The sequence below is a fragment of the Devosia soli genome (assembly GCF_000970455.1).
In the GTDB taxonomy this organism is placed as follows: Bacteria; Pseudomonadota; Alphaproteobacteria; order Rhizobiales; family Devosiaceae; genus Devosia; species Devosia soli.
The window spans coordinates 13,076-38,454 of record NZ_LAJG01000021.1; the positions used below are offsets into that span (position 1 = coordinate 13,076).

Annotated in this window: 26 protein-coding genes; 10 read left to right on the forward strand and 16 right to left on the reverse strand. The window is 61.8% G+C overall.

What is annotated here, in order from left to right; genetic code table 11:
* Nucleotides 1-188: 188 nt before the first annotated feature.
* On the reverse strand, nucleotides 189-824 hold the full coding sequence (locus tag VW35_RS09055; protein WP_046143021.1) for a peroxiredoxin: 636 nt from the start codon (nucleotides 822-824) through the stop codon (nucleotides 189-191).
* 282 nt (nucleotides 825-1,106) lie between these two features.
* On the opposite strand from VW35_RS09055, the gene VW35_RS09060 reads away from it, so the two are divergent.
* Nucleotides 1,107-1,385 carry a hypothetical protein gene (locus tag VW35_RS09060; protein ID WP_046142747.1) on the forward strand — a complete coding sequence of 93 codons (279 nt, stop codon included), beginning with the start codon at nucleotides 1,107-1,109 and terminating at the stop codon, nucleotides 1,383-1,385.
* Between the two features lie 31 nt (nucleotides 1,386-1,416).
* On the opposite strand, the gene VW35_RS09065 is transcribed toward VW35_RS09060, so the two are convergent.
* From VW35_RS09065 to VW35_RS09085, 5 genes are all read right to left on the reverse strand, one after another.
* Complete coding sequence (locus tag VW35_RS09065; protein WP_046142748.1) at nucleotides 1,417-1,941, reverse strand: CreA family protein; 525 nt, start codon at nucleotides 1,939-1,941, stop codon at nucleotides 1,417-1,419.
* Nucleotides 1,942-2,007: 66 nt separating this feature from the next.
* Complete coding sequence (locus VW35_RS09070) at nucleotides 2,008-2,307, reverse strand: Rdx family protein (protein WP_046142749.1); 300 nt, start codon at nucleotides 2,305-2,307, stop codon at nucleotides 2,008-2,010.
* A 5-nt stretch (nucleotides 2,308-2,312) separates the two neighbouring features.
* A complete protein-coding gene (locus VW35_RS09075) occupies nucleotides 2,313-2,762 on the reverse strand; it encodes a Crp/Fnr family transcriptional regulator (RefSeq protein WP_052951609.1) in 450 nt (149 codons plus the stop codon).
* 82 nt (nucleotides 2,763-2,844) lie between these two features.
* Nucleotides 2,845-3,324, reverse strand: coding sequence for a glutathione peroxidase (locus VW35_RS09080; RefSeq protein ID WP_046142750.1), 480 nt, complete (start codon nucleotides 3,322-3,324; stop codon nucleotides 2,845-2,847).
* 115 nt (nucleotides 3,325-3,439) lie between these two features.
* Entirely contained in the window at nucleotides 3,440-6,115 is a 2,676-nt protein-coding gene (locus VW35_RS09085) for a transglycosylase domain-containing protein (RefSeq protein ID WP_052951610.1), read from the reverse strand.
* 302 nt (nucleotides 6,116-6,417) lie between these two features.
* On the opposite strand from VW35_RS09085, the gene VW35_RS09090 reads away from it, so the two are divergent.
* Both VW35_RS09090 and VW35_RS09095 read left to right on the forward strand, forming a co-directional pair.
* Nucleotides 6,418-6,768: a hypothetical protein gene (locus VW35_RS09090; RefSeq protein ID WP_046143024.1), complete on the forward strand. Its 351-nt coding sequence runs from the start codon at nucleotides 6,418-6,420 to the stop codon at nucleotides 6,766-6,768.
* A 40-nt stretch (nucleotides 6,769-6,808) separates the two neighbouring features.
* Nucleotides 6,809-7,324, forward strand: coding sequence for a hypothetical protein (locus VW35_RS09095; protein WP_046142751.1), 516 nt, complete (start codon nucleotides 6,809-6,811; stop codon nucleotides 7,322-7,324).
* On the opposite strand, the gene VW35_RS09100 is transcribed toward VW35_RS09095, so the two are convergent.
* The 9 genes from VW35_RS09100 to mutM all read right to left on the reverse strand — a co-directional run bounded on the left by VW35_RS09100 (nucleotide 7,311) and on the right by mutM (nucleotide 18,765).
* A complete protein-coding gene (locus VW35_RS09100) occupies nucleotides 7,311-8,354 on the reverse strand; it encodes an LLM class flavin-dependent oxidoreductase (RefSeq protein WP_046142752.1) in 1,044 nt (347 codons plus the stop codon). The genes VW35_RS09095 and VW35_RS09100 overlap by 14 nt on opposite strands.
* Before the next feature lie 157 nt (nucleotides 8,355-8,511).
* Nucleotides 8,512-9,324: an alpha/beta fold hydrolase gene (locus tag VW35_RS09105; protein WP_046142753.1), complete on the reverse strand. Its 813-nt coding sequence runs from the start codon at nucleotides 9,322-9,324 to the stop codon at nucleotides 8,512-8,514.
* 109 nt (nucleotides 9,325-9,433) lie between these two features.
* The gene (gyrB, locus tag VW35_RS09110; protein ID WP_046142754.1) at nucleotides 9,434-11,887 is read right to left on the reverse strand and encodes a DNA topoisomerase (ATP-hydrolyzing) subunit B; all 2,454 of its coding nucleotides are present in this window, start codon (nucleotides 11,885-11,887) and stop codon (nucleotides 9,434-9,436) included.
* Nucleotides 11,888-12,009: 122 nt separating this feature from the next.
* Nucleotides 12,010-13,122 (reverse strand): DNA replication/repair protein RecF, encoded by a 1,113-nt coding sequence (gene recF / locus VW35_RS09115; RefSeq protein WP_046142755.1) that lies wholly within the window; start codon nucleotides 13,120-13,122, stop codon nucleotides 12,010-12,012.
* Nucleotides 13,123-13,208: 86 nt separating this feature from the next.
* Complete coding sequence (gene dnaN, locus VW35_RS09120) at nucleotides 13,209-14,330, reverse strand: DNA polymerase III subunit beta (RefSeq protein WP_046142756.1); 1,122 nt, start codon at nucleotides 14,328-14,330, stop codon at nucleotides 13,209-13,211.
* 117 nt (nucleotides 14,331-14,447) lie between these two features.
* Complete coding sequence (locus VW35_RS09125) at nucleotides 14,448-14,825, reverse strand: hypothetical protein (RefSeq protein ID WP_046142757.1); 378 nt, start codon at nucleotides 14,823-14,825, stop codon at nucleotides 14,448-14,450.
* 106 nt (nucleotides 14,826-14,931) lie between these two features.
* The gene (gene dnaA / locus VW35_RS09130; RefSeq protein WP_046142758.1) at nucleotides 14,932-16,395 is read right to left on the reverse strand and encodes a chromosomal replication initiator protein DnaA; all 1,464 of its coding nucleotides are present in this window, start codon (nucleotides 16,393-16,395) and stop codon (nucleotides 14,932-14,934) included.
* 901 nt (nucleotides 16,396-17,296) lie between these two features.
* Nucleotides 17,297-17,563, reverse strand: coding sequence for a 30S ribosomal protein S20 (rpsT, locus tag VW35_RS09135; protein ID WP_046142759.1), 267 nt, complete (start codon nucleotides 17,561-17,563; stop codon nucleotides 17,297-17,299).
* A 314-nt stretch (nucleotides 17,564-17,877) separates the two neighbouring features.
* Entirely contained in the window at nucleotides 17,878-18,765 is an 888-nt protein-coding gene (gene mutM, locus VW35_RS09140) for a bifunctional DNA-formamidopyrimidine glycosylase/DNA-(apurinic or apyrimidinic site) lyase (RefSeq protein ID WP_046142760.1), read from the reverse strand.
* Nucleotides 18,766-18,881: 116 nt separating this feature from the next.
* Here mutM and ubiE point away from each other — a divergent pair, with 116 nt between their 5' ends.
* From ubiE to VW35_RS09170, 6 genes are read left to right on the forward strand one after another with little or no spacing between them, the layout of a single operon-like run.
* The gene (ubiE, locus tag VW35_RS09145) at nucleotides 18,882-19,646 is read left to right on the forward strand and encodes a bifunctional demethylmenaquinone methyltransferase/2-methoxy-6-polyprenyl-1,4-benzoquinol methylase UbiE (RefSeq protein WP_046142761.1); all 765 of its coding nucleotides are present in this window, start codon (nucleotides 18,882-18,884) and stop codon (nucleotides 19,644-19,646) included.
* A gap of 3 nt (nucleotides 19,647-19,649) precedes the next feature.
* On the forward strand, nucleotides 19,650-21,197 hold the full coding sequence (ubiB, locus tag VW35_RS09150) for a 2-polyprenylphenol 6-hydroxylase (protein ID WP_052951611.1): 1,548 nt from the start codon (nucleotides 19,650-19,652) through the stop codon (nucleotides 21,195-21,197).
* A 57-nt stretch (nucleotides 21,198-21,254) separates the two neighbouring features.
* Nucleotides 21,255-21,863, forward strand: a complete 609-nt coding sequence (locus tag VW35_RS09155) for a hypothetical protein (protein ID WP_152662542.1) — start codon at nucleotides 21,255-21,257, stop codon at nucleotides 21,861-21,863.
* Nucleotides 21,860-22,312 carry a dUTP diphosphatase gene (gene dut, locus VW35_RS09160; RefSeq protein ID WP_046142763.1) on the forward strand — a complete coding sequence of 151 codons (453 nt, stop codon included), beginning with the start codon at nucleotides 21,860-21,862 and terminating at the stop codon, nucleotides 22,310-22,312. Before VW35_RS09155 ends, dut begins: the two co-directional genes overlap by 4 nt.
* Nucleotides 22,266-23,015, forward strand: a complete 750-nt coding sequence (locus VW35_RS21990; RefSeq protein ID WP_083982604.1) for a DUF2259 domain-containing protein — start codon at nucleotides 22,266-22,268, stop codon at nucleotides 23,013-23,015. The genes dut and VW35_RS21990 overlap by 47 nt, the downstream gene beginning before the upstream one ends.
* Nucleotides 23,005-23,736 (forward strand): HesA/MoeB/ThiF family protein, encoded by a 732-nt coding sequence (locus VW35_RS09170; protein WP_046142765.1) that lies wholly within the window; start codon nucleotides 23,005-23,007, stop codon nucleotides 23,734-23,736. Before VW35_RS21990 ends, VW35_RS09170 begins: the two co-directional genes overlap by 11 nt.
* A 92-nt stretch (nucleotides 23,737-23,828) precedes the next feature.
* Here the strand turns inward: VW35_RS09170 and infC are convergent, their stop codons facing one another.
* The gene (gene infC / locus VW35_RS09175) at nucleotides 23,829-24,365 is read right to left on the reverse strand and encodes a translation initiation factor IF-3 (protein WP_083982606.1); all 537 of its coding nucleotides are present in this window, start codon (nucleotides 24,363-24,365) and stop codon (nucleotides 23,829-23,831) included.
* Nucleotides 24,366-24,530: 165 nt separating this feature from the next.
* Between infC and VW35_RS09180 the strand changes: the two genes are divergently transcribed.
* Entirely contained in the window at nucleotides 24,531-25,304 is a 774-nt protein-coding gene (locus VW35_RS09180) for an alpha/beta hydrolase (RefSeq protein WP_046142767.1), read from the forward strand.
* The last annotated feature ends 75 nt before the right edge of the window (nucleotides 25,305-25,379 follow it).

Below are 25,379 nucleotides of genomic sequence, written 5' to 3' on the forward strand. Positions count from 1 at the left end.
CAACGGTTTCAACAAACTGTCAGAAACTCCCATTTTCGAGGCGAACTGCCCTGTGAATAACGGGCAAAGGCCCCTTGCGGCGCAAAATCTGCGTCAAATGTGGCAGGAAAATCAGTGATTTGGACAAAGAAAAAGGGCGATGGAAACCATCGCCCAGGTCAGTCAGGGAGAAGACAGGTGCCGAAGCGTCATCCGCGTGGCTGAGGAACAATGCGAAGATAGGGCTTCAGTTCCTTCCAACCTTCCGGATATTTGGTCTTGGCGACCTCGTTGGAAACAGCCGGGACGATAATCACATCGTCCCCATTCTTCCAGTTGACCGGGGTTGCGACCTGATGCTTGGCGGTCAATTGCAGGCTGTCGATGACACGCAGCACCTCATCGAAATTCCGGCCGGTCGAGGCAGGATATTCGATCTTGAGCTTAACCTTTTTGTCCGGTCCGATCACGAAGACCGAGCGTACCGTCAGGGTATTGTCGGCATTGGGGTGGATCATGTCGTAAAGACGCGCCACTTTGCCTTCGGTATCGGCGAGAAGGGGGAAGTTGAGCGAGGCGCCCTGGGTCTCTTCAATATCGCGCGCCCAGCCACCGTGGTCTTCGAGCTTGTCGACCGACAGGCCGAGCACCTTGACGCCGCGCTTATCAAATTCGGGCTTGAGCTTGGCGGTATAGCCCAGTTCGGTCGTGCAGACCGGGGTGAAATTCTTGGGATGGCTGAACAGCACCGCCCAAGACCCATCGATATAGTCGTGGAAGTGGATGGTGCCCTCGGTGGATTCGAGGGTGAAGTCGGGCGCGGTATCGCCAATCAGGATTGCCATGTCGTTCTTCCTTTTTCGGTCCTCGGACCGCATCGGTTCGCTTGAGAATATCGTACTGTTCGCAGGGCAATGAAGGGGTGGAGCGCGAAAATCTTTCGCGGCTTTTGCGCGCATGGCGCAATGCGATCCTAGCCGCGTTCGCCGGACGAGCAGGCGACAAAATGAGCGGCATACCCTGCGGTCGGTAAACTTGTACGACCAGTCGATCGGAAACCCTTGGCCAAGTCATGCGTTGGCTTGGTGAAGTACTACTTATTCCCTATGCGATTTTGGAGAGTTTTGATGAAGACCACAGCCATTGCCTTTGCCACCGCTTTCGCCCTTTCGCTTGGCGGCGTCTCGATGTCCTTTGCGCAGGACGCCACCAATTCTGACGCGACAAATCCAGAGGAATGCCTCATCGAACAGGGCGCCGGCGCCACCCCACCCAATGAATCGCTCTCGTCCGAAACGACATCGGGTGACTCTGGTTCTTCTTCCGAAGGCACCCGTGCCATCGACGACCAGAACCCGGGCGGGTGCACCAATATCGTCGAGTCCGAGGAAAGCGACTCCAACTAATGATCAAAGGCCCGCTTCGGCGGGCCTTTTTCTATTGTACGACAACCGAGCCGGAAACCGCGCCCTGGCTTGCAGGTGCGCCATTTTTCCAGGTGACATCGAGCCCGTTGAGCGGAATGACCGACAGGCTCATCTTCCCCGAACCCTGCTGGATCTGACGCGCATGGGCGAGGTAGATCAGCGAATTGTTGGTCGCGTCATAGATCCGGGTTACCCGCAGCGACTTCCAGATCAGCGACCGCGCTTCCTTGAAGATCTCTTCGCTGCCGCTTGTCGGGATATCGCCGATGGTGATCGGTCCGACGGCCGAACAATCGAGGGCCGAATAAGAGGGATCCTCGAACCAGTTCCCCTGGCTGATGCGATCGATGAATGAGCGATTGAAGAATGCCAGATGGCAGACGACGCCCTGAACATCCGCGTCTGCCACCGCTTCGATGGAAATGTCGTTGCCGGTCCAGTCGACACCGACGCTGCCAACCTCACGGCTGTCGCCGCAAGCAGCAAGGGCGAGGACGGCTGCGGTCACGACCGCAAAGCGGGCAAAAATCTTCATAGGGCACCTCCGGAACAATGGCCAAGACATGGCCCGCCCCTGCCCCGACTGCAAGATGGTGCCTTATCAATCGCTGCCGACGCGATCGACATGGCCGAGACTGCGCTCGGGATCGATGCGGTCGCGGATCATCTGCTTGAGCACGCGGCTATCGGGAAAACCGCCGTCGCGCTTGCGCTCCCATAAAAGTTCGCCATCGATGGCGATTTCGAAGACGCCCCCCGTACCAGGGACCAAGGTGACGCTTTTGATTTCGATCGAAAAAGTGGACAGCAGTTCCTGGGCCATCCAGGCCGAGCGCAGCATCCAGTTGCATTGAGTGCAATAGGTGATGGTCACCGCAGGCTTGGCCAAAATGTCCGTCATGTTCCTTAATTGCCGGCCTTGTCCGGATCGATGAGGCTTGCCAGGATCTGATCGACGAGATCGAGATCCTGCCGCTTGCCTGCGGCCTGCTGCTGCAAATCGACGAGATAGGATGTCGTATAATAAAGCCGCCTTGCCAGCATGGTGGCGATATGGAGCGAAAATTCTGGATGCCCGTCGAGGAACGTCAGCGCATCGGGGATCTCATAGGCGGTCACGTCCGAAAGCGCCTTGACCGTTGCCGAATGCGGCATGTCGAGCAGCACCGCCATCTCGCCGAACAATGAGCCAGGTTCGTCGACATGGGTGACCTGGGCGCGCTCGCGGATCACCTCGACCTGCCCCTCGACCAGCACATAGAGTTTTCCGCGCCGCTCGCCTTTGGGCAGGATCACTTGCCCAGGCTTGAAGCGCGACGTCTTCAGATCCTTGCAATAATCGAGAATATCGGCCACGGCCCGCCCTCCTGCTCCGCCGCCCTAAACTAGAGGGTTTAGGACGCAAAGCAATCTGGCTGACAGCAAACTGCAAAGGGCCTTAAAGCAGCTTTTCGATATCGCCCGCGATGTCCTTGGGCTCGATCGTCGGGGCATAGCGCTCGACCACCCGCCCATCCCGTCCGACGAGGAATTTGGTGAAATTCCACTTGATGGCTTCGCTGCCGAAAATCCCCGGGGCGGATTCCTTGAGCCACCTATAAAGCGGATGGGCGTCGTCGCCATTGACATCGATCCGGGTAAAGACCGGGAAGGTCACCCCATAATTGACCTCGCAGAAGCTTGCGATCTCGGCGTCCGTCCCCGGCTCCTGGCCGGCGAACTGATTGCAGGGGAAGCCAAGTACAACGAAGCCGCGATCCTTATAGGCGCGGTAGAGCTCTTCGAGCCCGGCATATTGCGGGGTCAAGCCACATTGGCTCGCCACGTTGACCACCAGAACCACCGAACCGGCATAGTCGGCTAGGCTTTGCGGCGCGCCGCCGAGCAGCGGCAGGGAAAAGTCGGACAGCGTGGTCATGAAAGTATCCGGTGGGCTGAAATGGAAGTTCTGATGTGCACCCGACAAGCCTTTCCCGCAAGCCTGACCCGTCATAACGGCCAAACGAAAACCCCCGCTGACGCGGGGGCTTGTTTTAGTTGCCGAACAAGAGATCCATCAAGGTGCGCTGGGAATTCTGGTTCTGGTAATCGGGCGGCTGTTCGACGACCGCCGCAGGCGGAGCGAACTGATCGGTCTGCTGGATCGGCTGGCCCTGGATCTGCTGAGGCTGGCCGGTCGCCGGCGCGCTCGGCACCCAGACCTGCTGACCGGTGGCGGGATCGACGACGAGCATCATCGGCAGGCCGGTCTGCGGATCGATCGGCGCCGAATTGTCGAACCCGGCATTGGGATCTGTCTGCAGCGGCAAGCCGGTCGTGGGATCAATCGCCTGACCGTTCGCGTCATACTGGATCTGCCCACCATCGACCGCCTGCCCCACCGGCAGGCCGGTATTGGGATCCGTCATCTGCCCGGTGGAGATCGTCGGATTGGCAGCACCGGTTGCAATCGGCGCTGCGCCCTGCATCGGCTGGCCAGTGGCGGGATCAATGGCGACGACCTGGCCCGTTGCCGGATCGGTCGTGGTCTGCACCGGCTGGCCCGTGCCCGCATCGACATATTGCACCTGTGGCTGGCCCGTTGTGGGGTCGATCACCGGCTGGCCAGTATTGGGGTCGACAAGCTGCTGGGCGACGACCTGGCCCTGGTAGGAGCCGCCGGGGATGGCAACGGGCGAGCGCCCCGCATGCGCCTTGGTCATGAATTCGGACCAGATCTGCGCCGGCACATTGCCGCCGGAAAGGGTAGTCTTGGTGTCATTGTCGTTGCCGAGCCATACGCCGGTCACCATGGCCGAGGTATAGCCGACAAAAAGCGCATCGCGGGCGTTCTGGCTCGTGCCGGTCTTGCCGCCGAATTCCCATCCGCCGAGGTTGGCGCCCTTGCCCGTACCCACTTCCACCGCGGTTTCGAGCATGTCGTTCATTTCGGCGAGGACGTTGGGATCGACGACGCGGCCCGGGCCGGCGTCGGAGGCTTCATAAAGCACCTTGCCATCCTTGCCGGTGATCTTGGTGATCACGTTGGGGATGACGCCCATGCCGCCATTGGCGAAGGGAGCATAGGCCGACGTCAGCTCCAGCAGGTTCACTTCCTGCGTACCGAGCGCGATCGACGGCACCGGAGTCATGGGCGAGGAAATGCCCATGCGCGTTGCCACCTCGATGACCTTTTCCGGCGTCACGTCGATAGCAAGACGCCCGGCAATGGTGTTAAGCGAATAGGCGAGCCCCTGGCGCAGCGTTACCGTGCCGGCATATTTGCCGGAGGCATTGCGGGGGCTCCAGCCGTTATACTCGAACTGGGCGTCCTCGGCCAAAGTGTCGGGCGTATAGCCCTTTTCCATCGCCGCCATATAAACGAAGGGTTTGAAGGTCGAGCCGGGCTGACGCTTTGCGGTTACGGCGCGGTTATATTGGCTCGCCTGATAATCGACGCCGCCGACCATGGCGCGCACGGTGCCGTTGACGTCCATGGCGACAAGCGCGCCTTGGCTGAAGCCGCGGTTCTTGCCCTCGTTGGCCACCGCTTCCTTGACGATGAACTCGGCATCCTTCTGCATCTTCCAGTCGATGGTGGTCTGCACCACGACGTCGTCCTTGATCTCCCCGATATAGGAGGTCATCAGGCTTTCGACCCAGTCGGCGACATAGGATTCCGAACCCGCAACGACCGTCCGCACCGTCTCCTGGCTGGAGTCGATCTGGGCGGCGTCGGCTTCCTCGCGGGTGATATAGCCTTCTTCGGCCATGGAATTGAGCACGAGGCGCTGGCGCTCGATGGCGCGCTGCGGATTGGCCTTGGGGTTATAGGCCGATGGCGCAGGCAGGATGCCGACCAGCATGGCGGCCTGGCCAAGCGAGAGATTGCGCGCCGAAACGCCGAAATAGGTCTGCGCCGCCGCTTCGATGCCGGTGGCGCCAGAGCCGAAATAGACGCGGTTCATATAGAGTTCGAGAATTTCTTCCTTGGTGAAATTCTGTTCGAGCCAAACAGCGAGAATGGCTTCCTGCACCTTGCGGCCCAAGGTCTGATCAGGGGTGAGGAAGAGGTTCTTGGCGACCTGCTGGGTGATGGTCGAAGCGCCACGCGTCACTCCGCGCGCTTGCAGCGACTCGACGGCGACGGCGGCAAGACCGACGGGATCAACGCCGAAGTGGGTCATGAAGCGGCGGTCTTCCGAGGCGATGAAGGCGGCCGGCACGTATTGGGGCAGTTCGCGGAACGTCACGGCCTCGCCGCCGGTCTGGCCGCGATTGGAGATCAGGCTGCCGTCGGCCGCGAGAATGCGGATATTGGGCGGGCGATCGGGAATGGCCCAGCTGGTCGATGAGGGCAGCTGCGCGCCGTAGTAAACGACGACGGCAATGACGGCGAGCCCGCCCCACAGGCAGGCGACAAAACCCCACCACAAGAGGCCCATGAGAAAGCCGCCCGAACGCGAGCGGCGCTTCTTGGGCTTTGCGGTCTCGGCCTTGCCGCGGCGCGGCTCCTTTTCGGCGCGCGAGGGCTTCTTGCCCCGCGGCGGCTTGCCGCCACCGCCACCACCGCCGATAGGGCCGCCCGAGCGTTCGTCATCGACGAAGCTGCCGACAGATTGACCAAGGCTCGGCTCGACGCGCTGACCTTTGGGCGCGCGCGCGTGCGGCTTCGCCGTCCTGTTGGGCTGGGCGCCTACGCGATCATCGGCCGAAATGCGGAAGTCCATCGAGCAAACCTGTTTTGGGTGGTCTCATGCCGCTTCTATCCTGTTCTCTCCAAGGAGGAAACAAAAGGTAAGCGGGAGGTTAAGGTCCGTCGCTTTGCGTGGGGCGGTTCACCAGTCCCCATCTCGCGCTCGGACAAATCCGCTTTTCCGTGCCAAATGTGGCCGGTTTATGTGGGTTTTTCGTAAGTTGCGCCCAGTGTGTCGCCCGCGCCACAAATCGGCGCCGCGCGGCGATGAAATCGTCGCGACTCGCGCAGCTGCTGGCGCTAGCCTTGCGCGAACCCGGCTTGGGAGATGGAAGCATGCCCCGCTATCTTGCCGTCTACACAATGCGACCCGAAGACCTCGCCGGCTTTCGCAAGATAAGCAAGTCCGAGCAGGACGCCGTCGACGCTGCGGGCGTGCCCGCCTGGGCCGAATGGGAAAAGGCCAACGAAGGCTTTATCCGCAATCGCGGCGGCATGGTCGGCAAGACCCTGCGCGTCACCAAGACCGGCATAGAGGAAGCCACCAACGACATCTGTGGCTATCTCGTCATCGAGGCGGAGAGTGCGGAAGCTGCGGCCAAAATCTTCAAAACCCATCCGCACATCACGATCTTTCCCGGCTATAGCGTCGACATCATGCCTTTTGTCGCCGGTGATGGAAGCTGATTGCCACGCGGCTGCCATGGTCTGACGCCAAGAAAGCAGCATGCGTCTTGCTCTGATTGTCTTCCTTGTCCTCTCCGGCCTCATGCCTGCACGAGCCGGCGTCGTCGAGAGCGCCTTCGATCGCGCCATCGCCCAGTTCGAAGCGGCCCTGCCGAAGCTCCAAGCCGAACTTTTCGGGGTCGACACGGCCGCCTATCGCGACGCGCTGACGCTGCGCAACTTCGCCTCGCGCCACTGGGGCGGCAGGGTCGAACTCAAGGTCCGGGAGGGCAGCAGCGACGGATCATGCGCCCGCTTTGCTGCCTTTGTCCGCCTGCCGCCCGAGAACGGCACGATGTCGCTAATCCTTTGCCCGCAGTTTTCAACCGAGGGCGCGGATAGTCTGCGCACGCTGACCATCCTTCATGAGATGGTGCATGTCGTCGCCGGTCCCAATGAATGCCGGGCCATGGCGTTTGCAGCCGAGATCGAGAGATTGTCGACCGGCGCAGTTACACCGGTCGACGTTTATTGGCAGACCAATGGCTGCGACGGCTCAGGCTTCAGGCGGCCTTGAGCGGGGTGCCGCGCCAGCCCATGCCCGGCGCCACATGCTTGAGAATGCTCTCGATCACATGGGCGTTGTAATCGACACCGAGCTGGTTCGGCACGGTAAGCAGCAGCGTATCGGCTTCGGCGATGGCTTCGTCGCGCTTGAGTTCCTCGATCAGCTTGTCGGGCTCGGCGGTATAGCCCCGGCCGAAGACCGCGCGCTTTTCCGGCTCGATATAGCCGAACTGATCCTGCTCGGGCCGGCCGGCGCCGAAATACATGCGGTCCTGATCGTTAACGAGCGCAAAGATCGAGCGGCTGACCGAAACCCGGGGCTCGCGGGTGTGGCCGGCTTCCTTCCAAGCGGCGCGATAGGCGCGGATCTGCTCGGCCTGCTGGATGTGGAACGGCTTGCCGCTTTCGTCGAATTTGAGCGTAGAAGACTGCAAGTTCATACCCATCTGCGCGGCCCAGATGGCCGTGGCATCGCTCGCCGCGCCCCACCAGATCCGCTCCCGCAGACCTTCCGAATGTGGCTCGAGGCGCAGCATGCCGGGCGGGTTGGGGAACATCGGCTGTGGGTTGGGCTGGGCAAAACCCTTACCCTTCAAGACTTCCATAAAGACTTCGGCGTGCTGCCGGGCCATGTCCTGGTCGGTCTTGCCTTCTTCGGGCTGGAAACCGAAGTAGCGCCAGCCATCGATCACCTGCTCGGGCGAGCCACGCGAAATGCCGAGTTGCAGGCGGCCGCCAGCGATCAGGTCTGCGGCGCCAGCGTCCTCGGCCATATAGAGCGGATTTTCATAGCGCATGTCGATCACGGCGGTGCCGAGTTCGATTTTCTTGGTTTTTGCGCCGGCCGCGGCAAGGAGCGGAAACGGGGAAGCGAGCTGGCGGGCAAAGTGATGCACGCGGAAATAGGCGCCGTCGGCGCCCAGTTCCTCGGCCGCGACAGCCAAGTCGATCGACTGCAGCAGCGCGTCACCGGCCGAACGGGTGCCCGACTGCGGCGAGGGATTCCAATGCCCAAAGGACAAAAAGCCGATCTTTTTCATCTTCACACCTCGCCAAAAGCAGCGCGCAAAAGGCTGCCTCCACTAGCTAATAGCCGGTGAAGCACGGGACAAGATCGGCTGTGATGACGGACTGGTTCATTGCGGTGAACAACGGCCCCAAAAGGGACCGGCCCCGCGAAGGGGGCCGGCGAAGGGTTTACTGCTTCAAAAAGTCGACCAGTTCGGCGTTGAAGCGATCGGCGTGGCTGACGTTGAACCCGTGGGGTGCGCCGGGAACCACGACGAGCTTGCTGCCCGGAATGGCGGCGTGGGTCCGCGCGCCCGAACCTTCGAGAGGCACGATACCGTCGGAGTCACCATGGATCACCAGCGTCGGCTTGGTGATTTTTTTAAGGTCATTCCGGAAGTCAGTCGTCCCGAACGCTTTCATGGCGCCAAGGGCAGCGGTTTGGTCAGACTGCTGGCAGAGCGCGATGGCTTCCTGGCGCTGGCTTTCGCTCACTTTGAGTTCGCCATTGGCCGAGAAGAAATCCTTGGTGAAACCATCAAAGAAGGTCGCCCGATCGACGCGCAAACCGCTCTCCATCTCGGCGGCCTTTTCCTTGGTCAGCGGCCCTTCCGGATTGTCAGGCGATTTAAGGAGGTAGGGCGGCACGGCGGCAGCAAAAACCACCGAGCGCAGCTTGCTCTCGCCATAGTTGGCAACGTAGCGGGCCACTTCGCCGCCACCCATCGAGAAGCCGACCAGCGTCACATCGCTCAAGCCGCGATCGTCGATCAAGCCGGCAAGGTCGCTGGCAAAGGTATCGTAGTCATAGCCGCTTTGCGGCTTATCCGACCGTCCGAAGCCGCGTCGGTCATAGGTGATGACGCGATAACCGGCCGCGGTCAGCGCTGGCACCTGCGGCTTCCAGGCTTCGCCCGAAAGCGGCCAGCCATGAATCAGGATCACCGGGCGGCCAGTGCCGCCGCTATCCTCGGTGAAGATGTTAATCGGTTCTGAGGCCACGGATTATTCTCCTTTGTTGTCGTCAGAGCAACGAAGGCTGCCTTTGCCCGTTCCGGACAGTGCCGATCACATGCTTGGGTTCTCACCAAAAGGTGATCGCCGTGCCCGATCAAACGTCGAGATTGCTGACGTTGAGGGCATTGTCCTGGATGAAATCGCGGCGCGGTTCGACAAGATCGCCCATCAGCGCGGTAAAGATCTGGTCGGCCTCGTCGGTCTGGTCGATTTCGACACGCAGCAGTGTGCGGGCATTGGGATCGAGCGTCGTTTCCCAGAGCTGCTCGGCGTTCATTTCGCCAAGGCCCTTGTAGCGCTGCAGGCTCACGCCCTTGCGCCCGGCATCGGTCACGACCTTGAAGAGCGAGGACGGGCCATAGACATTGATGGTCTCGCCCTTGCGGGTCAGGGTCGGCACGCCACCGAAGAGTTCGTCGAGGCGCCCGGCCAACTGGCGCAGCTTTCGCGCATCGGCCGATTGGAGCAAGGCCCGGTCGATCTGGTGGGTTTCGGTGACGCCGCGTACGGTGCGCGAGAAGGCCAGAGCCTCTTCGTCGGTAATGGCGCCGGTCCAGCCGCGCTCGAGCTCATCGGAAATGCGATCGAGCCGGCTGGCGATGCGCTTCAGCGTTTCGCCGCTCTTTTCGGGGTCGGCCATGCCCTCGGGATCGAGGCCGCCGACGATCGCGGCCTGTTCGACAAGACTGCGATTGTAGCGCAGGTTGAGATTCTTGATCGCATAGTCGATGTCGCGCGCCTGCTGCACGATGGCGAGAAGATCGGGACCGGCATGTTCGACACCATCGCGGGTCTTGAACACCGCTTCGTCGAGCCCGGCATCGATGAGGTAATCTTCGAGCGCCCGCTCGTCCTTGAGATACTGCTCGGAACGGCCGCGCGTCGCCTTATAGAGCGGGGGCTGGGCGATGTAGATGTGGCCGCGCTCGAGCAATTCCGGCGTCTGCCGGAAAAAGAAGGTCAGCAGCAGCGTGCGGATGTGGGCGCCGTCGACGTCGGCGTCCGTCATGATGATGATCTTGTGGTAGCGGAGCTTGTCGGCGTTGAACTCTTCGCGGCCAATGCCAGTGCCGAGTGCGGTGATCAGCGTACCGACCTGGTCGGACGAGATCATGCGGTCAAAGCGCGCGCGTTCCACATTAAGGATTTTGCCGCGCAGCGGCAATACCGCCTGGTTTGAACGGTCGCGACCCTGCTTGGCAGAGCCACCTGCCGAGTCGCCTTCCACGATGAAGATTTCCGACTTTGCCGGATCGCGTTCCTGGCAGTCCGCCAGTTTGCCCGGCAGCGAGGAGATTTCGAGCGCGCCCTTCCGGCGGGTCAGTTCGCGCGCCTTGCGGGCGGCTTCGCGGGCAGCGGCAGCTTCCACCACCTTGCCGACAATGACCTTGGCTTCGTTGGGGTGCTCTTCAAACCACTGGCCGAGCTTCTCGTTGACGATGTTTTCGACCACGGGACGGACTTCGGAGGAAACCAGCTTGTCCTTGGTCTGGGACGAGAATTTCGGATCCGGCACCTTGACCGAGAGAACGCAGGTCAGGCCCTCGCGTGTATCGTCGCCCGAAAGCTCGACCTTTTCCTTCTTGGCAATGCCCGAGGACGCGGCATAGCCGGTCACCTGGCGCGTCAGCGCGCCGCGAAGGCCGGCGAGGTGCGTGCCGCCATCGCGCTGCGGGATGTTGTTGGTGAAGCAGAGCACGTTCTCGTGGTAGCTGTCGTTCCACTGCAGCGCCACTTCGACGGTAATACCGTCCTTTTCCGAGATCATGGTGATCGGCTTTTCGATCACCGGCGCCTTGGACTTATCGAGATAATTTACGAAAGCCTCGAGGCCACCTTCATAGAAGAGCTCGACCTCGACAGGCTCGGGATGGCGATGGTCGCGCAGCAGGATACGGACGCCCGAATTGAGGAAGGCCAGTTCGCGCAGGCGATGCTCGAGCGTCTTGAAGTCGAAATCCACCATGGTGAAGGTTTCGGTCGAGGGCAGGAAAGTGATTTCCGAGCCCGAACGTCCCTCATAGGTGCCCGGCTTCTTGTCCTCCTTATATTCGCCCACGACCTTGAGCGGCGCATCGGCCACGCCATGGGTAAAGCTCATCTCGTGGATCTTGCCGTCGCGGCGGATATTGAGCTTGAGATAGACCGAGAGCGCATTGACGACAGACACGCCCACGCCATGGAGCCCGCCGGAGACCTTATAGGAATTCTGGTCGAACTTACCGCCGGCATGGAGCTGGGTCATGATGACTTCGGCCGCCGAAACGCCTTCGGAAGCATGGATGCCGGTCGGAATACCGCGGCCATTGTCGTTGACCGAGCAGGAGCCATCGGCATTGAGAGTTACGGTGACGAGATCGGCGTGGCCGGCGAGGGCCTCGTCGATGGCGTTGTCGACGACTTCATAGACCATGTGATGGAGGCCTGAGCCGTCGTCCGTGTCCCCGATATACATGCCCGGGCGCTTGCGCACCGCGTCGAGGCCTTTGAGCACCTTGATGCTGTCGGCGCCGTATTCGTTCGGGGTCGGATTTTCGCTATCGCTCATTGGGTCCGAATCACTCTTTTTTGGTCTTTTTGTTGTAGCGGAATGGGGCGTCAACCCCAAGGAAATTGCCGGTTTTCGTGGCTTTTGGTGGGCATAAGGCGAGGTTTTGGCAAGCGCCTTGCCTAGTCGAGCGCCACACGCCCTTCGCGCACCACAAATCGCTGCGCCCGATCTTCCAGCGCCTCGAAGAGCAAGGGGTCGGTGCCGGTCAAAAAGCACTGTGTCTCGAGCCCATCGAGCGCTGCAAAAAGCGCCCGCCGCCGGTCCGGATCAAGATGCGCGGCGATCTCGTCGAGCAAAAGAAAGGGCACGATGCCGGTCCGCAGCCGCACGAGCCGCGCATGCGCCAGGATCAGCCCGATCAGCAGCGCTTTTTGTTCGCCCGTCGAGCCCAAGGCAGCCGGCATATGCTTTTGCGCGTGGATCACGTCGAGATCGACCCGGTGTGGACCAGATGTGGTGCGTCCGGCCGCCCGATCAAGGCCGCGCGCCGCATGCCAGCGCTGCGCGAGCAGAGCCTCGAGTTCGGCGGAGGTTGAGGCTTCGGCGCCATCTTCAAACAGGGGCGTCAGCGACAGGATGGCTGCCGGAAAACTTACATCGTCGAGGCTTTCGACGATCAGCGACTGCAAATGAGCAAGACTATCGGTGCGGTTAAGGTGGATCGAGGCCCCAAGCTCGGCCATCTGCGCCTCGACAGCGGAAAGCCAACGCGGGTCGGTTCCATCTTCCAGAAGCTTGTTGCGCTGGCGCATGGCTTTTTCATAGTCGGAAACGGCCGAAGAGTGCGAGGGGATGAGCGTTGTCACCAGCCGGTCGAGAAACCGCCGGCGCTCACCTGCCGGGCCGGAGAAAAGCCCATCCATGGCCGGGGTCAGCCAAAGGACGCGAAGGTAGTCGCTCATCGCCTCGATCGAGCGCGCATTGGCGCCATTGACCCGCACCCGCCGCCCTCCATCGGGCGTGGCGCCGGTGCCGATATCGGCGGGCCCATCATCGGTCTCTATGGTCGCCGCCACCGCCCAGCCGATGTCCGAGCCCTGGCTCTGAAGCGTGTCGAAACTGGCGCCCCGCAGCCCTCGCCCGGGCGAAAGGACCGAAATCGCTTCAAGAAGATTGGTCTTGCCCGAGCCATTCGGCCCGGTCAGCACCACATGGCGCTCATCGAGATCGAGCGCGGCCGAAGCATAATTGCGAAAGGCAGTCAGGCGCAGGCGGGAGATGTGGCGAATCATGACGAAATGCTTTCACCCCCACCGCACGTCATCCTCGGGCCAAACCCGAGGATGACGGCCAGCGTCGAGCGGGAAAGATGCGAGCCCTAAACCCGCATCGGCATGAGCACATAAAGCGCGTTGGCCTCGCCCTCTTCCTTGACCAGCGTCGGCGAATTGGCGTCGTTGAAGAGGAACACCGCGCTTTCCGAGCGGATCTGGCCGATGATGTCGAGCAGATAGCGGGCGTTGAAGCCGATCTCGAAAGCGTCGATGTCGAAATCGACGGCCAGTTCTTCGCTTGCCGTGCCGTGATCGGGATTGGTGACGGACAGTTCGAGCAGGCCATCATGGGCCGAGAGCTTGACCGCCTTGCCGCCCCGATCCGAGGCGATGGTCGAGACACGATCGACAGCCACGGCAAAGGCGCCGCGATCGACCAGCATCTGCTTTTCGTTGTTCTTCGGCGTCACGCGGTCATAATCGGGGAAGGTGCCTTCGATCAGCTTCGAGAGCAGCACGACCGGGCCTACTGTGAAGCGGATCTTGGTGTCCGAAACTTCGACATGAACATCGCCGTCGATGCCATCGAGCAGCTTTTGCACCTCGCCCACGGTCTTTTTCGGCACGATGATGCCGCTCATGCCCTTGGCGCCTTCGGGCGCGGCGATTTCGGCGCGGGCCATGCGGTGACCATCGGTCGCGACCGCGCGGAAGAGCGAGCCGGATTGGGAATTGTCGACGGCATGGAAATAGATGCCGTTGAGATAGTAGCGGGTTTCTTCGTTCGAGATCGCAAACTGTGTGCGCTCGATCAGTTCGCGCAGCGAAGCCGCCGGCACGTCGAATTCATGCGCAAAGGCGCCGGACTTCAGATCCGGAAAGGAATCGGGCGAGAGGCAGGCGAGATTGAACCGCGAGCGGCCGGAGGTGAGAACCATGTTCTCTCCGCCATCGGTCTCGAGCCGGACTTCAGCGCCATCGGCCAGCTTGCGCACGATTTCATAAAGCGTATGCGCCGGCACCGTTGTCGTGCCTGGCGTCGAGACCATGGCCGGGACGGATTCGGTCACTTCGATGTCGAGGTCAGTGGCGCGCAATTCGACATGGTCGTCGCTGGCCTTGAACAGGACGTTGGCCAGGATCGGATAGGTATTGCGGCGTTCCACCACCCGATGCACATGGCTCAGCGACTTGAGCAGATGGTTGCGTTCGAGCGTGACTTTCATATTCGGCATCTATCCCAAAAAAGCGCAGCAAACCCGGCCGGGGCCGGGCAGGGACGTTTACATTGTCGTAACCGATTGGCAAGGCCACCGGGGCGTTTGGTCGCGTCGGGCTGTGGATCAGCTTTGGAAAGTAATGGTCACGGCAAAGCGTTCTTCGGCGCCAGCCCCCAATGCCTCGAGCCCCTCAAACGGCACGCAGCCGGCAATGGCCTCCATGACGCTCTCGGTAAGCAGCGGGCGCTTACTCGCAAACTTCTCCATGCCCAGCGCAACCACAGGCACCCCGTCGAGCGCGCCGGCGCCGAAAAAGCCGATATCGACGGCAAGGCGCTCGTTTTCCTCGCCCTCGGGCACCGTCCAACAGGCCATCAACTGCTGCTGCACCCGAATGGCAATGGCCTGGGTCTGCTTGGCGTATTCTTCGGGCGTCGCCGGCTGCGCCAGCGCGGGCGCGGCAAGGGAAATGGCGGCGAAAATAAAAAAGGTTCGGATCATGCGCCGCTCGTGCGGAGTGGTTCGGGCGAGATCAAGGCAGGTCGGCTTTGTGCGCAGATGTTTTGGCGGTTTTCCTCCCCCGCGAGCGGGGGAGGAAAGGAGGGGTCTATTCTTCAAGCATGCGCTTCAAGAGTTCGATTTCCTGGCCCAGTTCCAGATCGTCCTTGATCATCTGCTCGACCTTGCGCACCGAGTGCAGCACCGTCGTATGATCGCGGCCACCGAAGCGGCGGCCGATCTCGGGCAGCGAGCGCGAGGTCAGGGCCTTGGCAAGATACATGGCGATCTGGCGCGGACGGACGACGTCGCGCGAGCGGCGGGCCGAGAGCAATTCGTTGCGCGGCACCTTATAGTGACGCGAGACGATCTTGAGGATGTCTTCGATGCGGACGCGCTTGGCGTCGCGGGCGCGGATCAGGTCGGCCAGGGTCTTTTCCGCCAGCGGCACGGTGATCAGTTCACCGGTCAACTGGTTGGCGGCGACAAGGCGATTGACGGCGCCGTCTAGATCGCGGCCATGGCTCGTTACGGCCCGGGCGACATAGTCGAGCACGGCGGGCGGGAAGTGCATGCCAAAGCGCTGGGTCGCCTGGTCGGCGCGGCGCTGCACGATGGCGCGGCGCAAGTCCATGTCGAAGGTCGAGATCGGCACGACGAGCCCGCCCGAGAGACGCGAACGGACGCGTTCGTCGAGCATTTCGAGATCGCGCGGCGGCGCATCGCCAGCCACGACGACCTGCTTGGCCCCGGTGAGAAGCGCGCCGAGCGTATGGCCGAATTCGGTGGCTGACTTGCCCTGGAGGAACTGCATGTCGTCGATGAGCAGCAGGTCGACCTTGCGCAGCCACTCCTTGAAGCCGAGCGCGGACTGGCGCTGCACGGCGGTGATGAAGTGGTACATGAAATGGTCGGCAGTCAGGTAGACGATGTTCTTGGTTGCATCGGCCTGGCTGACGGCATGGGCGATGGCGTTGAGCAGGTGCGATTTACCGAGGCCAACGGTTGAGTGAATATAGACCGGGTTGAAGGTCACGGTGTTGTTGATCGCGGCATTGGCGATCTGCTTGGCGACGCCGAACGCCATTTCATTGGCTTCGCCCGACACGAAGGTGTCGAAGGTCATGCGGGAATCGATGGCGCTGCCGGCGAGGGCATCGCCCTTTTGCGCTTCGCGGACGAGACGGGCGACCGGTGCAGGCTCGAGGGCGGCATGCTGGGAAGCAGCCTTGGCGGGCGCTTCCTCGACGGTTTCGGCAGCGGCGGCAGCCACGGCAGGAGCTGGCGCCAGACGCGGCCGGGCCTGGCCGTTGACGCGCAGGGTCACCTGCAGGCGAGCTGCTTCTGGCACGTCATGACGGAAGGCTTCGACGATGCGGTCGGAATAGTTCGATTGTACCCAGGAGCAGAGGAAGCGCGTCGGCGCAGACAGATGCACCATGTCATCGACAAGTTCTTCGAGCTCGAGGCGGGCGAACCAGGAGGTGAAGACATCTTCGCCCACGGCGGCCTTGAGCCGGGCGCGCACCCGGGTCCAGAGGTCGCGCTGGGAGGCCGAGGATGTTTCAGTCATGGCAGGTTCACCGCTCGAAGCTGTAGAAGAGGAGGAAGAGGCGGCCACCGACCAATCATCCCTGCCTGCGATTGCCTGACGCATCATTGTCAAAAGCCCTGTTCCGTCTGGTCCGGCTGGCCCGCATTGCCACCGGCGCTGTTGTTTCGTTTACGTTTATCGGTGTGCCGAAAGGCAAACCGCCGCCATGCTTCCTCCATGCGAGAGGAAACAGCGAGCCCCGGGCAGTCACTGGCTGCCTCTGGGCCTATCAACCAAGTCGTGGGTTCAGCCGTCCCGGCTGAATGCTACAGCTATGTGCTACCCCGGAAAGAACCGGCAGCACGCCGCGTCAAGAAAAAGGTCATAATCAGCCCCATGCTGCTGCGGCTCCTGTTGCCGAGACAGCTCCAAACTTTGCCCCGAAGTGATCATGCCCGCACCGTACCGGGGTCTTTGGGGCCCCGCTTTTCCGTGCTGACCAGATTACTTTAGGGGGTAGGTTTTTGGCCCGCAACAGGTGAATCGCTGAAATAGGGTATTGACTCGGAGGCAGAGTTTTTGGCGTCCCGCGAGGTCCAAAATTGCCTTTCCACAAGAGCCTGTGACTCAATGCAGAATCGCTTTCCGGACAGGTTAAGAGAGGGTGAAAAAATTATTCTCATCAATTTGTCGCGGCGAATTTATGTCGGCGCGACCGCGACTTAACCCTTGATAGTTCCGCCCCATAAGCCGTTATGAATCAAGCGCTTTCGCAATTAGCTCCGGATTTTCCCTAGGCAGTGGCCTTGGTCATGCAAACGACATGTGACAATGGGGAGACGAAAAACCTTCTCATCGGAGACAAAGAAAAAGGGCCCCTCGCGGAGCCCATTTTCCCGATGCCGCGTCTGCCCTTGCCGGCGCCGCAGCCAATCTTGTCTCAGGCCTGGAGAGCCTTCACGCGGCTGTTGAGGCGGCTGACCTTGCGGGCTGCGAGGTTGGCATGGACGATGCCCTTGGTGGCAGCGCGGTTGATTTCCGGCTCGGCTGCCTTGAGGGCGGCAAAGGCGTTGGCGTGGTCGCCCGAAGCGATCGCTTCTTCGACCTTGCGGATGAAGGTGCGGACGCGGCTGCGGCGCGACTTGTTTACCGCGGTGCGGGCAGCGATCTTGCGGGTCGCCTTCTTGGCTGACGGCGTATTGGCCATTTCGGTCCTCTTTAATCTCGTCCGGCCGGCAAGGTCAAAAGCCGCTCGAGGCGCCCCTGCCAGCCGGGATAAATGAAAGCGGCGGCACGCTGCCGCCAAGTCGGTGGTGCTATAGGGGAAAGGCGCCGGGGCGTCAACAGGTCCGGAGGTCAGGCTGCCATTTTGTTGGCGGTCCGGAGACCGGGATGCCGTTTTGTCGTCCAGCAGCCCCCGCCGTCTTGCCACGCACCATGCCCTCGGCTCCAGCGCCTCAAGATAGCACCGGGACAAGCCCGGTGGTGACAGCAGTCGTCGGCTTTGAGCGTAACGTGCCTTCAGACCTTCTTCTGGCATACCGGACAGAAGAAGGTCGACCGTCCCGATTGCACGATGCGCTGGACTGTCCCCTTGCACAGGGGCGTGGGGCACGGGTCCCCTTCCCGGTCGTAAACGGCGAACCGGTGCTGGAAGTAGCCCGAGCCACCCTCGGCATTCCTGAAATCCCGCAGCGTCGAGCCTCCGACCTCGATGGCCTCGATCAATACTTCGCGCACGGCATAGGCGAGGTCCTCAAGCGCCTTCTTGGGCTTTTCGGCCTTGGTGAGGAGGCTCCGCGCCTCGACCGTGGGCAGGATGTGGGCGCGATGTAGGGCTTCGGCAACATAGATATTGCCCAGCCCCGCCACGACGCGCTGGTCAAGCAGCGCTGCCTTGATCGGGGCCTTCTTGCCCCGGAGTGCGGCCGCCATTTCTGCCGCATTGAAATCGTTGCCGAGCGGCTCCGGCCCAAGATCTTTCAGGTACGAGCTATCCTCGGGATGCTCGAAAAGATCGATAAACCCAAAGCGCCGCGGATCGGCATAGATGAGGTGGCTCTTGCCATGCTCGGGATGCGCAATGGAAAAGACGAGGTGATCGTGCTTGGGTTCGGTCCCCGGCTCATAGTAGCGCGGCGGCTTGTCGATGCCGTGCTCGGCAAAGCGCCATGAGCCGGTCATGCCCAGATGGCTGAGGATAGTCAGCCCATTGTCGAGCCCGATCAGCAGATACTTTGCCCGCCGCCCGACCGTGGTCACTCTGGCCCCGGTAATCTTTTGCGCCAGTCCCTCGGGGAAGGGAAAGCGCAGGTCGGAGCGCCTGAGTTCGACATGGTCGATGCGCGCATGCAAGAGCCAGGGCTCGAGCCCGCGGCGGACCGTCTCTACCTCGGGCAATTCAGGCAATCGAAAACTCCTTCACCCTGCGCGACTTTGCGCCATGGGCTTTTTCATCACCCTTATATATGGTGCCGCCCGATCCCATGTGGATGCTCACATAGACCAGCAAAGAGGCGAGAGCCATGACCGAGGCGCGCGAAACTACCCATTTCGGCGAAGAAATCGTCGCTCTCGAAGACAAACAGGGCCTCGTCAACAAGGTCTTCCACGATGTGGCTGACCGCTACGATCTGATGAACGATCTGATGAGCTTTGGTATCCACCGGCTCTGGAAAGATGCGATGGTCGCCGATCTCGCCCCGCCGCGCACCGGCGCCCGGGGTTATCGGGTGCTCGACATGGCCGGCGGCACCGGCGACGTCGCCGAGCGCATCGTCAATGCCTCGCACGGTTATGCGGAAGTCGTCGTTTCCGACATCAATGCCGATATGCTGCGCGTCGGCGCCGAGCGCGCCAAATCCTGGCGCTTTCCGGCGCAGGCGAGCTTTATCGAGGCCAATGCCGAAGAGCTGCCCTTTCCCGACAGATCCTTCGACGCCTATACGATCGCCTTCGGCATTCGCAATGTCCCGCGGATTCAGCAGGCGCTCAACGAGGCCCATCGGGTGCTCAAGCGCGGCGGGCGTATTCTTGTCCTCGAATTCTCCCAGGTCGACGTGCCCGGCTTTGACGCGATCTACAAGACCTTTTCGGATAACCTCATTCCGCCCATGGGCCGCGCCGTGACGGGCGATGCGCAGCCCTATCAATATCTCGTGGAGTCGATCCGCAAGTTTCCCGATCCCGCCCGCTTTTCCGCCATGCTTGCCACTGCCGGCTTCAAGCGCGTCAAGGCGGTGCCCTATTCGGGCAATATCGCGACGCTGTTTTCGGGCTGGAAGATTTAAAGCATGGGTCTAGGCTCTACCTTCCGCTTCTTCCGGGCCGGCTGGGTGCTGGCTCGGGAAGGCGCATTTTCCGTCCTGCCGGTTGAATCACTGCCGCCGATGATGAAGCTCGGCGTGGGCCTCGCCCGCGTCGTCGAGCGCCCGAGCGTCCGCCGCACCGGCCATGTCGACAGGCTCAATGCCGCGCTCCACAAGCTCGGACCATCCTACGTCAAGTTCGGCCAGACGCTCGCGACGCGTCCCGATATCGTTGGGCCGCAGGCAGCAGCCGATCTTGCCGGCCTTCAGGATCGCATGCCGCCATTCGATCCAAACCTTGTTCCAGGCATTCTGGTGTCGGCGCTCGGTCCCAAGGCAGCCCAGCTCACCGAGATCAGCCCCCCGATCGCGGCGGCCTCGATCGCCCAGGTGCATCAGGCCAAGCTGCGCGTGCCCGGCGCCGCCCCGAAAACCGTCGCGATAAAAATGCTGCGGCCGGGCGTTGCCGAGCGGTTTCACGCCGATACCAACGCACTCTATGCCGGCGCCCGCCTCGCCGAGATTTTCGCACCAGCCAGCCGCCGCCTGAAGCCAACCGAAGTCGTCAAGACGCTCGATCATTCCATGCGGATTGAACTCGATCTACGCCTCGAGGCCGCGGCCATTTCCGAGCTTGCCGAAAACATCAAGAACGATACCGGCTTCATCATCCCGCAGGTGCAATGGGATCAGGTAGCGCAGAATGTCCTCACCACCACCTGGGTCAATGGCATTCCCATCCGCGACCATGCCGCGCTCGATGCGGCGGGGGTCGATCGCAAGGCACTGGCCTCGAAGCTTCTCCAGGCCTTCTTGCGCCACGCCATCCGCGACGGCTTCTTCCATGCCGACATGCATCCGGGCAACCTGTTTGCCGATCGCGTCACCGGGGACGTCATCGCCGTCGATTTCGGCATCATGGGGCGGCTCTCCAAACGCGAGCGCCGCTTCCTCGCCGATATCCTTTATGGTTTTATCACCCGCGATTATCGCCTCGTTGCGCAGCGCCATTTTGACATCGGCTATGTGCCTCAGCATCAGTCGGTCGACGACTTCACCCTCGCCATCCGCTCGATCGGCGAGCCGCTGCACGGCCGCACGGCGGCCGATATCTCCATGGCCAAGGTTTTGGGCCAGCTTTTCGCCATCACCGAACTATTTGACATGCAGACCCGGCCCGAACTCGTGCTGCTGCAAAAGTCCATGGTGCTGGTCGAGGGCGTGGCGCGCAGCCTCGACCCCGATCTCGATATCTGGACCGTCGCCGAACCCGTCGTCGGGGAATGGCTCCGCCGCGAGGAAGGGCCGGTTGGCCGCCTCGAAGATTTTGGCGGGCATCTGACGCGCATGAGCGAAGCGCTGGGCCGCGCCCCGGTGCTGATCGCCGAGGCCGAATTGGCGCTGGCCGAACATCGCGCCCGACAGGCGCGGCCAGCTGCGCGCCCGGTCGAAACCGCGCTGTTCGCCGTGCTCTTGGCTGCCTTCGTCGTGCTTGTCCTTGCCGCATGGCGCCTCCTCACGACAGGCTTTTGAGCCGTGCGCGTCCCGACATTTCGCAGTGCTGCTCCATGGCTTTCGGAGACGAAGCCGGTGCTCAAGGCCATCGGCAAGTTCGCCATCCTGGCTGCATTCGGCGCCGCGCTTGCCGGCTGCGTCGATGCCACGGTCGACGTGGCGATCACCGGTGACACCACCGCCAGGGCTACCCTGACCGAGGTGATGAGCGCCGATTTTTACGCCATGATGCGCACCAATGCGGAGGCCGCAAAGCCCGAGGACGAACCCCTCCCGCGTTTTTGCGCCGAGGGCACGTTGCGCAAGAGTGCTGACGGCAGCGCGACCTGCACCATCATCGAGGAAGGCGAATTTGCCTCGCTCACAAGCTTGGGCAATGGCCCCGATGACATCGCCTTCACTCCTGCCGGACCGGGCCTCGTCCGCGTGACGCTGCCGACAGCCGGCATCGCCCGCGAGGTCAATGGCGCCCTGCCGCTCGACCCGGCGAGCACGGAGATGATCGAAGCCTATTTTTCCGGCCGCACCATCACCATCAGCGTTTCCGGAGCCGAGATCACCGACACGAATATGGAGCTCGCCAAGGACGGCAAGAGCGCCAAAACTGTCATTTCCATGCTCGATCTTTTCAACGGCACGGCCGAGCTTCCAGACCAACTTTTTGCCGTGGTGCGCGCTCCATGACCCTTTCAATTTCGCTCCAATGGCTGTCCCATGGCCTCGGCCTGCCGCTTCCAAAAGTCCAGACGGCGCTCTCTGCCGGTGCCGACCTTTGCGCTGCGCTGCCCGAAGATGGGCCGATCGTTCTCGCCCCCCAGGCTCGCGCGCTCGTGCCCTGTGGCTTTGCCATGGCGCTGCCCGCAGGCTACGAAGCCCAGGTCCGGCCGCGCTCCGGGCTTGCTGCCCGACATGGGGTGACGGTGCTCAATTCTCCCGGTACCATCGACGCCGATTATCGCGGCGAGGTCAAAGTCATCCTCGTCAATCTCGGACAGGAGCCCTTCACCATCACCCGCGGCGAACGCGTGGCGCAAATGGTGGTCGCTCCGGTCGTCCAACCAAGTTTTACCGTGGTGGAGACGCTCGATGAAACGGAACGTGGCGCTGGCGGCTTCGGCTCGACTGGCCGCTAGTCTAGTTGGGATATTGAGCCTGTCGATGTCGCCCGCCTTGGCGGGAGACCGGGCTCTGATCGATTTTATCGGCTTTTCGCCCGATGCCAAATATTTCGCCTTCGAGGAATACGGCATCCAGGATGGGTCCGGCTTTCCCTATTCCACGATCTATGTCATCGACCTCGCCAATGACGCCTGGGTCAAGGGCACGCCATTCCGTGCCCGGGCCGAGGACGAATACACCCCGCTTCTCGCCATTCGTGCCGAGGCAATGAGCGAAGCCTTTGCCACTATCGACCAATATGAGATCTCCGCGCCTGTCGATATCGCGGCGCTGATCGGCGATGGCGTGCCCGATACCGACGCCAAAACCCTTGCCTTCGGGCGGCCGGGTTACGAAGCCGGCGCCGTTATTGAACAGCGTCAGCTGACACTCACCAGCTTTCCCGCGACATCGCTTGAGGATTGTTCGGGGTACTTTGGCAGCGAACCACTTGGTTTCGCGCTCGAACTATCGGGCGGCGCCGAGCCCGTCACCGTTCACCGCGACGAGGGCGCCCTGCCCCGGTCGCGCGGCTGTCCGCTCGATTATCGTCTCTATGCCGTTGTCCTTCCCGCGCTCGACGCACCAGAGGGCACGGGCGTTGCCATTGTTTCGGTCTATCCGGGTGGTTTTGAGGGCCCCGACCGGCGTTTTCTGGCGGTTCCCTTTGCCTTCTGACGCCCCTTTCTCCCGCAATGAAACCCGGCGCTATGCCCGACATCTGGTCCTCAAGGGTTTTGGCGGCGTCGCGCAGCAAAAGCTCAAGGCAGCGAAAGTCCTGATCGTCGGTGCCGGCGGCCTCGGCAGCCCGGCGCTGGCTTATCTTGCGGCCGCCGGCATCGGCCGCATCGGCATCGCCGACCCGGACACTGTTTCGCTCTCGAACCTCCAGCGCCAGATCGTCCATACGACCCAAGCCATCGACAGTTTGAAGGTCGAGAGCGCGAGGACTTTTGCCGGAGCACTTAATCCCCACGTCATCCTGGATGCCATTCCCGCCGCCTTCTCCCCGGCCAATGCCGAAACTATGCTTTTGCCCTATGACCTCGTCCTTGACGGGTCGGACAATCTTTCGACACGCCGCCTCGTTGCCGCCACCGCCGAAGCCCAGCAAAAGCCGCTCGTTTCGGGCGCGGTGTCGATGTTTTCGGGTCAGGTCACGGTTTTTGCGCCCCATCTCGGCGGCCCGCGCCACGATGCCCTCTTCGCCCCCGAGGCGGATGACGACAGTCTCCCCTCCTGCGAACTCAACGGCATCATCGGCCCCGTCACCGGAGTGATTGGCACGCTCATGGCCATGGAGGCGATCAAGCTGATGACCGGCATCGGCAAGCCGCTCATCGGTCGCGTCCTCGTCTATGACGCGCGGGATGCCCAGTTTTCCGAGATCGAATACTAGCTGCTTCCGTTCGCCAGATCGGCGTCCAGCAGCCTAAACAAAAAGGCGAGCCCGAAGGCCCGCCTCTTCAAAAAACCAAAAATCTGCTCGCCTTACTTGGGCGCGAGAACCATGACCATCTGGCGGCCTTCAGACCGCGGCTGGCTTTCGACCTTGGCGATGGTTTCCATCTCTTCCTTGATCTTGACCAGAAGCTGCATGCCGATGTCCTGGTGCGCCATTTCGCGGCCGCGAAAACGCATCGTCACCTTGACCCGATCGCCTTCGCCCAGAAACCGCTGCACAGCCTTCATCTTGGTCTCGTAGTCATGGGTGTCGATGTTCGGCCGGAGCTGAACTTCCTTGACTTCGATAACCTTCTGCTTCTTGCGTGCCTCGGCTGCCTTCTTCTGGGCAGCATATTTGAAGCGGCCAAGATCGAGCATCTTGGCAACCGGCGGATTCGAGTTCGCCGCGATGATGACCAGGTCGAGCCCGGCCTCCTGCGCTTCGGTCAGCGCATCACGCGTTCGAACAACACCGCGGTTTTCGCCTTCGGCATCGATAAGCTGGATGTCGGGGCTGGTGATGTCCTCGTTGGCAAGCGGCCCATCCTTCTGGGGCGCTGTTGGTCTCATTGGACGACGAATGGCAAGCGTTCCTTCAAGCTGTTACTGCCAGGGGTGAAATCGGCCATAAAATCGTGTTAGCGGGGTGAGAAGTCAACTGGCGGAAATGCTGATTTTCCGCCTATTGCGCTTCAAAAGCGCCACACCATCTGCCGGTAGAAGTTCCTTAGCACCGATGAGTTCCCCGTGACTAGCCTTGTGTCCCAAAGTCTTACGGTGGGCGAAGAAGCCTCACGACGTGATATAGGTATTCTGCGCCGCCCCGGAAAGGTGCCCGGGCTTTTCTGGCTCAATGGTTTCCGATCTGTCATGATGGGCCTCAAGGCGAGCGCCATCGACGCCCTCGGCGCCGAAAAAGGATTGTCGGTCACCCGATTCGATTATTCCGGCCTCGGCGCCTCCGGTGGCACTTTCGAGGACGGCACCATCAGCCGCTGGCTTGAGGAAACCATTGCCGTCTTCGGCGAGACGACTGGCCCGCAGATCCTCATTGGCTCTTCCATGGGCGGCTGGCTTGCCCTGCTGCTCGCGCGCCATCTCCTTCAAACCGGGGAAAAGAGGCTCTCTGGCATCGTCCTGATCGCCCCCGCGGTCGACGCCACCCACGATCTCATCCCTGCCCGCCTGACCTCCGAGCAACAGGCGAGACTTGTCGCCACCGGCCATGTGGATCGCGATAGCGCCTATGGAGATGGCCCCTATCGCTACACCAAAAAGCTGCTCGATGACGGCGCCAACCATCTCCTCTTCGGCCGCGTCATCGAAACCGGCTGCCCCGTCCATATCCTCCAGGGCGGACGCGACCCGGACGTCCCGCCCGCCCACGCGCAAAAACTGCTGACCCACATCCTCCACGATCCGGTCACCTACACGCTGATCCCGGACGGCGATCACCGCCTGAGCCGGAACGAGGATCTCGAGCGCTTGCGCGCAGCAGTGCTGGGCATGGTGCAAAGCTAGGATTTCATCTCAACATCCGAACAGTGGCGACCTTCTCGCCCTGATCATCCAAGCTGTCATCCCCGCGAAAGCGGA